Source organism: Caulobacter sp. SSI4214, from assembly GCF_012184455.1.
Taxonomy (GTDB): Bacteria; Pseudomonadota; Alphaproteobacteria; order Caulobacterales; family Caulobacteraceae; genus Caulobacter; species Caulobacter vibrioides_E.
Genome location: NZ_SZWJ01000128.1, coordinates 1 through 9,648, shown reverse-complemented (window position 1 = coordinate 9,648; position 9,648 = coordinate 1). Strand labels below are relative to the sequence as shown.

The 9,648-nt window shown below is 68.8% G+C and carries 9 protein-coding genes and 2 pseudogenes; 6 read left to right on the top strand and 5 right to left on the bottom strand.

Annotated elements, in window-relative coordinates:
• Both FCU40_RS21610 and FCU40_RS21605 read right to left on the bottom strand, forming a co-directional pair.
• Positions 1–416: pseudogene (locus tag FCU40_RS21610) on the bottom strand (SPOR domain-containing protein); the annotation flags it as partial.
• Positions 417–576: 160 nt separating this feature from the next.
• Positions 577–1,761 (bottom strand): deoxyguanosinetriphosphate triphosphohydrolase, encoded by a 1,185-nt coding sequence (locus FCU40_RS21605; RefSeq protein WP_004622920.1) that lies wholly within the window; start codon positions 1,759–1,761, stop codon positions 577–579.
• Between the two features lie 87 nt (positions 1,762–1,848).
• On the opposite strand from FCU40_RS21605, the gene erpA reads away from it, so the two are divergent.
• Positions 1,849–2,181: an iron-sulfur cluster insertion protein ErpA gene (erpA, locus tag FCU40_RS21600; protein WP_004622918.1), complete on the top strand. Its 333-nt coding sequence runs from the start codon at positions 1,849–1,851 to the stop codon at positions 2,179–2,181.
• Positions 2,182–2,239: 58 nt separating this feature from the next.
• On the opposite strand, the gene FCU40_RS21595 is transcribed toward erpA, so the two are convergent.
• Positions 2,240–2,506, bottom strand: coding sequence for a hypothetical protein (locus tag FCU40_RS21595; protein WP_106404405.1), 267 nt, complete (start codon positions 2,504–2,506; stop codon positions 2,240–2,242).
• 109 nt (positions 2,507–2,615) lie between these two features.
• On the opposite strand from FCU40_RS21595, the gene FCU40_RS21590 reads away from it, so the two are divergent.
• The gene (locus FCU40_RS21590) at positions 2,616–2,813 is read left to right on the top strand and encodes a hypothetical protein (RefSeq protein ID WP_004622912.1); all 198 of its coding nucleotides are present in this window, start codon (positions 2,616–2,618) and stop codon (positions 2,811–2,813) included.
• Here FCU40_RS21590 and FCU40_RS21585 read toward each other — a convergent pair.
• Together FCU40_RS21585 and FCU40_RS21580 are read right to left on the bottom strand one after the other, a co-directional pair.
• A complete protein-coding gene (locus tag FCU40_RS21585) occupies positions 2,770–4,905 on the bottom strand; it encodes a discoidin domain-containing protein (protein ID WP_168077788.1) in 2,136 nt (711 codons plus the stop codon). The genes FCU40_RS21590 and FCU40_RS21585 overlap by 44 nt on opposite strands.
• A gap of 40 nt (positions 4,906–4,945) precedes the next feature.
• Positions 4,946–5,779 (bottom strand): tetratricopeptide repeat protein, encoded by an 834-nt coding sequence (locus FCU40_RS21580; RefSeq protein ID WP_168077786.1) that lies wholly within the window; start codon positions 5,777–5,779, stop codon positions 4,946–4,948.
• A gap of 84 nt (positions 5,780–5,863) precedes the next feature.
• On the opposite strand from FCU40_RS21580, the gene FCU40_RS21575 reads away from it, so the two are divergent.
• The 4 genes and pseudogenes from FCU40_RS21575 to FCU40_RS21560 form a co-directional block, all read left to right on the top strand.
• Complete coding sequence (locus FCU40_RS21575) at positions 5,864–7,270, top strand: M17 family metallopeptidase (protein WP_168077784.1); 1,407 nt, start codon at positions 5,864–5,866, stop codon at positions 7,268–7,270.
• A complete protein-coding gene (locus FCU40_RS21570; RefSeq protein ID WP_168077782.1) occupies positions 7,267–8,100 on the top strand; it encodes an NlpC/P60 family protein in 834 nt (277 codons plus the stop codon). Before FCU40_RS21575 ends, FCU40_RS21570 begins: the two co-directional genes overlap by 4 nt.
• Before the next feature lie 97 nt (positions 8,101–8,197).
• A complete protein-coding gene (gene xth, locus FCU40_RS21565) occupies positions 8,198–8,986 on the top strand; it encodes an exodeoxyribonuclease III (RefSeq protein WP_168077780.1) in 789 nt (262 codons plus the stop codon).
• 151 nt (positions 8,987–9,137) lie between these two features.
• Positions 9,138–9,648 (top strand): annotated as a pseudogene (locus FCU40_RS21560) (hypothetical protein); the annotation flags it as partial.

Genomic DNA, 9,648 nt, shown 5'->3' with positions numbered 1-9,648 from the left:
GCCGTCGCCGCGGGCTTGGCCGGCGGCAGGGCGGCGGTCTCGACCGGAGCGCTGCTGACCGGAACGGCCGGGCGAGCCGCCGGCGCCTCGGGCGGGGCGGCGAAGGTCGCCGACGGGCGCGGCTCGTCGTTGTGATAGATCTGCAAGCCGGCGGCCGGATCCTGCGGCTGGCTGCCAGCGGGCGGCGGCGTCTTCATCTGGGCGACCTGGGAGCCGACCTCGCGCGGCGGCTCGTTCGGATTGCGAATGCCGCCGCGATAGACCAGCGCCACGCCCACGACGAGCGTGACCAGGACCACCGCGCTGATGATAAGGGTCATGGGCAGCGGGCGCGCGCCCCGCACGGGCTGACGCGCGTCGAACGACAACGGCGCGTCGGTGGGGGGCGTATAGGCCCCGCGGTGCGGATCGGACATCGAGGCAGGCTCCAAACTCTCGGGCGCGGATCGAACGAATCGAATCAGACGCGCGCGATCGTAGGTTACCCAACGCCGGCGCGTCCAAGAAGCGTCCGCCCCGCTCAGGCGGCTTACATCCCGCTGTTCGCGCCTCGCCGCCGAGCCAGGCCCCTAAGGCCTAGTTCCAGACGTCGAGATGGAACAGCTTGCGGTGCTCTTCTATCGCGAAGCGATCGGTCATCCCGGCGATGTAGTCGCACACCACGCGGGCTCGGCCGGCTTCGTCGCGGTTCTGCGACTTGGCGAACCAGACGGTCGGCAGGACCTCCGGCTCCTTGAGGAATAGCGCGAACATTTCGCCCAGAATGCGGCGAGCCTGGCTGCGCGTGCGATTGACGCGCCAATGGCGGTACATGCGCTCGTAGAGGAAGGCGCGCAGGCGGGCCAGGTCCTCGGCCATGTCCGGCGAGAAGGCGACTAAGGCGTGATCCAGGGCGCGGACATCGTCGGCCGACGACACGCCCGTGGCGGCGGCGCGCTGCAAGGTTTCGCCCATCACGTCGTCGACCATGGCCCCGATCATGCGGCGCACGGCCTCCAGATGGGTCAGGCGGGGATCGAGGTCCGGCCGCTCGCTCTTCACGGCGTAGAGGATCGGGCCGATCAGCGGCACATCCATCAGCTCGTCCAGGGTGAACAGGCCGGCGGTGACGCCGTCGTCGACGTCGTGATTGTTGTAGGCGATGTCATCGGCCAGGGCCGCGACCTGGGCCTCGGCCGAGGCCCAGGTGTCCAGACCCAGGCCATAGTCGTTGTCGTACCGCTGGATCGCCTTCCACGACGGCTTGCCCAGCTTGTTGGTCACCGGACCGTTGTGCTTGATGATCCCCTCCAGCGTTTCCCAGGTCAGGTTCAGGCCCAGGAAATCCGGATAGCGGTGCTCCAATTCGGTCACGACCCGGAAGGTCTGGACGTTGTGGTCGAAGCCGCCGTAGTCGCGCATCTGGATCTCGAGCTCGTCCTCGCCGGCGTGACCGAAGGGCGGATGGCCCAGGTCGTGGCCCAGCGCGATGGTCTCGGCCAGATCGCTGTCGAGGCCGAGCGCCGTCGCCAGCGAGCGCGCCACCTGCGCCACTTCCAGCGAGTGCGTCAGGCGGGTGCGGAAATTGTCGCCCTCGTGCGCCACGAAGACCTGGGTCTTCTCCTTCAGGCGACGGAAGGCCGACGTGTGGATGATCCGGTCGCGATCGCGGGCGAAAGGGGTCCGGGTGCGGCTCTCATCCTCCTGGAACCGACGGCCCTTCGACTTGAAGGGATCCTCGGCGTAGGGCGCGCGGGGGACGAAGTACGGAGCCTGGGACATAGACCGCCTTTATCGCGTTTGACCATTTGCCTCTTCCGAAGAGGCCGCGTCAGCCTCATATAGGCCCGAGGTGACTTTTCCACAGCCATGACCCAAGTCGACTTAACGCTTTCCGAAAACGCCGCCCGGCGGATCAAGGCCATCGCCGAGAGCGAGGGCCGCCCCCTGATGCTGCGCGTCGCCGTCGACGGCGGCGGCTGCTCCGGCTTCCAGTACCGCTTTGATCTCGTGGACACCGTCGAGGATGATGACCTCAAGGTCGAGCGCGACGGCGCGGCCGCCCTGGTGGACGTGGTGTCCCTGGCGCTGCTGAAGGGGTCGGAAATCGACTTCGTCGACGAACTGGCCGGGGCGGAGTTCCGCGTGCGCAACCCGAACGCCAAGTCCAGCTGCGGCTGCGGCGTCAGCTTCTCGATCTAGCATCTAAAGGGCGTGGGCGGCGGCGGCCCAGCCGCTCGCTCAAGCCCGAGCCTTCGCCTTAGGCGTCCTCGTCGCAGTCCGAGCGCACCAGGGTCGCGGTGCGATAGGCGAAATAGTGCGTGCAGCGCTGGGCGCCGCGCACGGTCCTATGCGGAACGATATCGCCGGCGGCGATCAGCTCACTCAGCTGCGTGCGGCCATCGCCGTTCCAGTCCATCTCTTTCCAGTGATACCCCCGATCGAGGATCGCTGCGGCGATGTAGGCGGAATACAGGGCCGGGGCGGCCGCGACGGCCAGCGCCGTGAACACCAGGACCTTCCGCATGGAGCGTTCCTTCTTCGCGAGCGGCGGCTTCATACACCTATCCTGAATTGAGCGTGGCGCGCGTTTTGCCGCACCCGGGTCGTGGGGTTTCTTTTTGGGACAGCGACCAATGCTTGGTGGGAAGAAGACGGTCAAGACGCTGGCGCGCGGGCTGGCGAACGAGGATGGCGGGGCGGCCACGGAGACGGCCCTGCTGATCGCTCTGTCGGCGTTCTTCGCCTTCACGTTGCGTCAGGCGCTGGCCGCGCCGCTACTGAGCCTCTTCACCCGCGCGGCCCGGGTGATCGGCGACGCGCTGGCGGGCTGATCTCGCCCCGCACCACCGTCAGGGACCAGCCCGGCAGCAGAACGGGCTGCGTCCCATCCTGGCTCAGTTTCGGCGGCGGCAGGGTCTTTTCCGGCCGGCTATGCTCGCCGTCGTCCTTCCAGACGTATCGCGTCCGGTCATAACGCCAGACTTCGACGGGACCCTTGAAGGTCATCGCCCGGCCGTCCTTGCCCTTGAAGGTCAAGGTCGCCAGATGCGCGGCGTCGGGATCGCGATTAACCAGCATCAGGGCCCACTTCCCGTCCGGACGCTTGACGGCGTAGGCCATGACCGGCGCGCGTCCCTTGGCGTCACGGACGGTCGAGGCCGCGGGCCAGACCTGATGCTGGCCGTGGTCGCCTTGGGTCCAAGCGTGGGTCAGCAGCCAGGCGCTCTGGAAGGTGGGGCTGGGCCACTTGGCCTGGCCGTCCTCGTCCGTCTGCCAGGTCATCATGTTGCCGTAGCCGGCGCAGGCCTGGTGCTGATTGATCGGCGTGTTGGGCGTGTAGCCGAACAAGAAGGCCTGCTTGCCGCCCCGGCTCATGAACTGGCCCACGATGTCGGCGTTGAGCAGGGCCGCCGGCACCTCCGACATCACGCGACCCGAATAGGCCGAGAAACCGTATTCGCTGATCACCAGCGGCGTCGTCTTGGGCACGCCGTCGTCGGCCAGACGGGCGAAGACCCCGTCCAGCATCGCCGTGTGGTCTTTGAGCTTCTCGTCGATCCGGCCGCAGACGTCGTCGAACGGATAGTGCTCGAACGAGACGAAGCCGAGGTCCTTCAGGCGGCCCCGCGCCTTCAGGTACGAGACGAAGCGCTGGTGCCACCAGCGGCTTTCGCCCTGGTCGGGCATCCACATCTCGGTGGTGGCCGACTGCAGGCTGGGACCGCCGACCGTGATCTTCGGATCAACCGCCCTCACGGCGTCGGCGAATTGCAGATAGAGCGCGCCGTAGTCCTCGGGCGAGCCGTATTGACCGTCGGCCTCCTCGCCGATCTCGACCTGGTCGACGGGATAGCCGCGACGCTTCAGCCAGCGGATCTCGGCGGCGGCGTTGTCGGGCGTGTCGAACATCGCCCCGACTGGCGTCATCATCGGCAGGCCATTGGTCAGGCCGCCGCGGAAGACCAGATCCAGGCCCGGCTGCTCGAGATCCTTGTCCAGATCGACAGCCCGGTGCCAGGGATCGGTCGAGGAGACGTGCATGACGCTCTGGGACGTGCGCGAGCGGCCCTTGCGGATCACGTCGACGAACTGGCCGTCCCGCGTGGTCCCGAAACCGACCTCCGCCAGAGCATAGCCCAGACCATCGCGCGGATCGGTCGAGCCCTGGGGCGCGGTTCCCGAGCCCCGGCTCATGATCACCCGAATATAGGCCGTCTTGATCGGCGCGTCGGTCAGCTTCAGCGTCACCTCGCCGCCCTGGCCGCCATGAATGTCGCCGCGCGGGAACGTGACCCATCGGCCCTGGTGGTCGTAGTCGTCGACCCCGACCCAGTACTGCACCTTGTAGTCGACCGCGTAGGGCGTGGCCCACGACAGGCGGGCGGTGTCGATCTCCGACGGCTTGGCCAGCTCCGCGATCAGCCACTGCGGTCGCGCCGGCGCGTGGGTGTAGCGGCTGTCCAGATAGGGGTTGGACTTCCAGAAGCTCGCCGGATCGCCATCGTCCAGGCGCGAATAGCCGTTGTTGTTGGCCTGGTCGTTGGTCATGCCCCGGCGCGGCAGGTCGTAACCGTGCGACAGCAGGATCGGCGCGCCGGGCTTGTCGCTGCCGGTCCAATAGCCCTGCTGACGGGCGGGGTCGCTCCAAGTCCCTTCAGGGTTCCAGTGCCAGGCTTCGTTGCCCAGCTCGGTGCGCAGCCGATAGGTGATCTTCTTCAGCCCCGCCTGGCGCATGGCCGCGACGTTGTGCGGGGTGTAGGTCGCCTTGACCTCGTCGCGGCCCATGCCGTCCAGCCCCCCGCCGAACGCCTCGTCCGGGCGAAAGACATTGGCGGGCTTGGCGCTCGAAAGATCCACGACCACGCGATCGGGAACGGTTTGCGGGGCGGCAAGCGCGGCGGCGAGGGCGAGGAAGCTGATCACCGCCGCGTTTGAGCTCTATTTCAAGGCCGAGGCAAGGCGCCTATTGGCCGCCGCCGCCGCGCAGGGCGTCCCAACTGCGGCCAGCGCCCGCCTGGCCCAGGGCGGCGCGCAGATAGGCCAGGTTGTTGGCCACCTGCTCGGGCGGCAGGTCGGCGCGAGCCAGCTTCTCGGCCTCGGGCAAGCGACCTTGCAAGCCGACCACCAGCGCCAGGTTCTGCCGGGTCTGGATGCCGGCCGACGGCAGGCCGGCGGCGCGACGCAGTTGGGCTTCGGCGCCGGCCAGATCGCCCCGCGCGGCCAGGTGCATGGCGTAGTTGGCCAGCGGCGTGGCCTCGCTGGGCGCCAGGGCGATGGCCTGGCGATGAGCGGCCTCGGACTCGTCGTCGCGCTCGGCCTGTTCGTAGGCCACGCCCAGCAGGGTCAGCGGACGCCAGTCCTTGGGGTTCTGAGCGGCGGCCTTGCGGGCCGGCTCGATGGCGTAGAAGCCCTGCCCTCGGGCGATGTGGGCGCGGGCCAGCTCCAGCAGCAGCGGTTCGTCGTCGGGGTGGGCCACCAGGGCCTTGGTCGCGGTCTCGGCGGCCTCGTCATTGCGGCCCAGGGCCCGCAGGGCCCGCGCCAGGCCGGCGCCCGCCTCGGCGTCCGCCGGGTCGATCTCGAACTCAGATCCCCAAAAGGCCGCTTGAGCCAGCGGATCCAGCCGTCGCGCTTCCGCGCGCTGCTGCGGCGAAGCCTTGCGCGGCGGGGCCGGCGCGGCCGCCGGGATCTGGGCGGCGGGCGCCGACACCTTGGCCGCGTCGGCGGCGACGGCTTGGGAGGCCAGCGACAGGGCGGCGGCACCGAGAACGGTTGCGAGGAGGGCGCGCTTGCGACACATGAGTGACATGTCTCCAGAAGGTCCCGCCATGATCCGGCGCGCTCCTCAAGGAATCGTTAAGCATAATTTTTAAGAGGTTCGCCGATGTCCGACGTGACGCATCCGATCCTGGACCAGGCCGAGGGCCGGGCGATCCCCGTCCAGCCGCTGGCCGAGGGCGAGGTCGAGGCGTTCCTGGCGCGAAAGCGGACCCCGGTCAGGACCTACGCCGCCGCCAACCGGTTCACGGGCAAGGCGGGTCAGGTGCTGGCGATACCCGGCCCCAGCGGCGCGGTCGAACTGGTGCTTCTAGGCCTGGGGAGCGGTCGCCCCGATGTATCGCTGCTGCGCGGGCTGGCCGGCAAGCTGCCCGCCGGCGACTACGCCCTGGCCAAGCTCCCCAAGGGCGTCGACGCCAGTCAGGCCGCCCTGGCCTTCGCGCTGGGGACCTATCGCTTCGACCGCTACAAGAAGCGCGGCGAGCCGATCCCGCGCCTGGTCGCGCCCAAGGGCGTCGACGTAGCCGCCGTCACCGCCATGGCCCACGCCTGCGCCCTGGCCCGCGACATGGTCAACACCCCGGCCAATGACATGGGGCCGCTGCAGATCGAGACCATCGCCGGCGAGATCGCCGAGAAGTACGGCGCGACCTTGTCGGTCGTCCGGGGCGATGATCTGCTGAAGGAGAACTATCCCGCCGTCCACGCCGTGGGCCGCGCCGCCGTCGACGCCCGCGCGCCGCGCATGATCGAGATCGCCTGGGGCGATCCTTCCCATCCCGTCCTGGCCCTGGTGGGCAAGGGCGTGGTGTTCGACACTGGGGGCCTGGACATAAAGCCCTCGGCCGGGATGCGGCTGATGAAGAAAGACATGGGCGGCGCGGCCCACGCCCTGGCCCTGGGGCGCATGGTCATGGACGCCGGGCTGCCGGTGCGTCTCGTCATCCTGACACCCGTGGTCGAGAACGCCATCGCCGGCGACGCCATGCGCCCTGGCGACGTGCTCCAGACCCGCGCCGGCCTGACGGTCGAGGTAGGCAACACCGACGCGGAGGGCCGACTGATCCTGGCCGACGCCCTGACCCGCGCCGCCGAGTTGAAGCCTGCCCTGACCCTGGACTTCGCCACCCTGACCGGCGCGGCGCGGATCGCCATGGGGCCGTTCGTCATCCCGTTCTGGACCGCTGACGACAAGCTGGCCAGCCAGCTGGAGGCGGCGTCCAAGGCCGTGTCCGACCCCCTGTGGCGTCTGCCCCTGACGGAGGCCTATGGCGACGCCCTCGACAGCGACATCGCCGACCTGAAGAACGATCCCGACGGCTGGGCCCAGGCCGGCGCGACCACGGCGGCGCTGTTCCTGCAACGCTTCGCGCCCTCGGGCGACGAGGTCGGTCCCTGGGCCCACTTCGACGTCTTCGCCTGGAACCCCAAGAGCCGTCCGGGCTTCCCGGTCGGGGGCGAGGTCCAGGCGATCCGCGCCGCCTTCGCCATGATCAAGAGCCGCTTCGCATGACTTTCGACGCCCGCGTCACCCTGGCCCGCCCTGACTTGGCCGACCAGCGCCTGGAGGGCCTGGTCGCGGCCGAGCGCTATGCCCCCAGCCGCGCCATGGTCTGCGCCGTTCCCGCCGCGGCGATCCGCGCCGGCGCCGCGCGCGACGCCGAGCAATGGGATCAGCTGCTGTTCGGCGAGGTCTTTCGCGTGCTGGAGGAAAAGGACGGCTTCGCCTGGGGGCAGGCCGCCCGCGACGGCTATGTCGGCTTCGTCGAGACGTCCAGCCTGACCCCGCGAGCCCCCTTGCCCACCCACACGGTCGGGGCGATCCGCACCTATGCGTTCAGCAAGCCCGACATCAAGTCGCGGCCCGAGGGACTCTATTCGCTGAACAGCCTGGTGACGATCGAGGCCCGCGAAGGCCGCTTCGCCAAGGGCCTGGGGACGGGCTGGTTCGTCGAGGCGCACCTGACGCCGATCGGGCGCGGCGAAAAGGATTATGTGTCCGTCGCGGAGCGCTTCCTGGGCGCGCCTTACCAGTGGGGCGGGCGCGAGAGCCTGGGCCTGGACTGCTCGGGCCTGGTCCAGCAGGCGCTCTATGCCTGCCAGCGCGCCTGCCCGCGCGACACCGACATGCAGCGCGCCTTCTTCCCCGAGATCGCCGAGACCGACCGGCGGCGGGGCGACCTCGTTTTCTGGAAGGGACACGTGGCGATCCTGCTCGACCCCGACACCATCCTTCACGCCAACGCCCACCATATGGCCACGGCGATCGAGCCGTTGAGCGAGGCGATCAGCCGGATCGAAGCCGCCGGCGTTGGCGCGCCTCTGGGCTATCGGCGAGTTTAGACCAAAGTCCGGCGCGTCCCGCTTCTCGCCAATCGCTCGTCCGCCTTGAGCCCGCTCGTCAGGGCCTCTAGCTTCCAGCCGCTGTCTGGAGTCCGCGATGCGCATAGCCACCTGGAATGTCAATTCGATCAACGCGCGCCTGGAGGGCGTGCTGGCCTGGTTCGAATCGGAGGCTCCCGAGGTCGCGGTGCTGCAGGAGATCAAGTGCGTCGACGAGAAGTTCCCCACCGAGGCCTTTGAACGGCTTGGCTATAATGTCGTCGTCCACGGGCAGAAGACCTATAACGGCGTCGCTCTCCTCTCGAAGTTTCCGGTCGAGGACGTTCGCAAGGGCCTGCCCTTTCTGTACGACGACGAGATCGACGAGCAGTCGCGCTATGTCGAGGCGGTGATCGGCGCGCCAGTTCCGTTCCGCGTCGCCGGCATCTATCTGCCCAACGGCAATCCGGTCGGGACCGAGAAGTTCGACTACAAGCTCGCCTGGATGCGTCGCCTGCACGCCCACGCGCGGAGCCTGCTGGCGTTCGAGGAGCCCCTGGTCATCGCCGGCGACTACAACGTCATTCCCGAGGCCGAGGACGTGGCCAATCCCGAAGCCTGGCTGGGCGACGCGTTGTTCCAGCCCGAAAGCCGGGGCGCGTTCCGGGCGCTGAAGAACCTGGGCCTGGCCGACGCCTACATGCAGGCCGACGGCGCGCCGGGCGGCTACACCTTTTGGGACTATCAGGCCGGCGCCTGGCCCCGAAACCTGGGTATCCGCATCGATCACCTGCTGCTGTCGCCGCAGGCCGCCGACCGCTTGACCGGCGTGGTCATTCACCGCGACGAGCGCGACAAGGAAAAGCCTTCCGATCACGTTCCCGTCGTCGGACACTTTCGCGACTAGCGCTCTCGCGCGTCCAAACGGTATCGTTTGGACACGATAAGAAGCTTCTAAATCAAATACTTAGAGCGTGACTCCGAAACCGATTCCCACTTTCGGCGTCACGCTCCAGTCGCCCCTGTTTGGGAATCGGGACTCCCGCTAGCCTGCCCTCATGAGCGAGCTCGCGCGTCTCCTGCTGTTCGTGGCCATCGCCGGCTCGGCGGTGACGTTCCTCGGCAGCCTGGCCATCTGGTACGGCGACGAGGATCGGCGGATCCGCCGCGCCCTGCGCCATGTCCTGAAGAGCGCGCCGGAGGGCGTGATCGTCACGCGGGGACGCGGTCGCGGCGCGGGCTTTTCGTTCTCCACGAACCTGATCGCCGTGGCCTGGGACCGGGGCGGCTGGTGCCTGATCTATCGGCTGGACGAGCTGATGGGGGCGGAACTGCTGATCGACGGCCAGGTCATGGGACGGGTGTTCCGGGGCGAAGGTCGCCGGGCGATCGACCACGTCTCCCCGCAGGCGCGGATGGTCACGCTGCGCCTGATCTTCGACGACCCTCGCCACCCCGACTTCACCCTGGACCTCTGGGCGCCCGAGGACGAGCAGCGCCGCGAAAGCCGCTCGCCGGCCGAGGCCGTGCAGGAGGCCAACCGTTGGCTGGCGCGCTGCGAGGCGATCG

Bases quoted from the DNA above. Each gene is read 5' to 3' on its own strand.
- FCU40_RS21605 (WP_004622920.1), bottom strand. From the start codon at position 1,761: ATGTCCCAGGCTCCGTACTTCGTCCCCCGCGCGCCCTACGCCGAGGAT.
- erpA (WP_004622918.1), top strand. From the start codon at position 1,849: ATGACCCAAGTCGACTTAACGCTTTCCGAAAACGCCGCCCGGCGGATC.
- FCU40_RS21595 (WP_106404405.1), bottom strand. From the start codon at position 2,506: ATGCGGAAGGTCCTGGTGTTCACGGCGCTGGCCGTCGCGGCCGCCCCG.
- FCU40_RS21590 (WP_004622912.1), top strand. From the start codon at position 2,616: ATGCTTGGTGGGAAGAAGACGGTCAAGACGCTGGCGCGCGGGCTGGCG.
- FCU40_RS21580 (WP_168077786.1), bottom strand. From the start codon at position 5,779: ATGTGTCGCAAGCGCGCCCTCCTCGCAACCGTTCTCGGTGCCGCCGCC.
- FCU40_RS21575 (WP_168077784.1), top strand. From the start codon at position 5,864: ATGTCCGACGTGACGCATCCGATCCTGGACCAGGCCGAGGGCCGGGCG.
- FCU40_RS21570 (WP_168077782.1), top strand. From the start codon at position 7,267: ATGACTTTCGACGCCCGCGTCACCCTGGCCCGCCCTGACTTGGCCGAC.
- xth (WP_168077780.1), top strand. From the start codon at position 8,198: ATGCGCATAGCCACCTGGAATGTCAATTCGATCAACGCGCGCCTGGAG.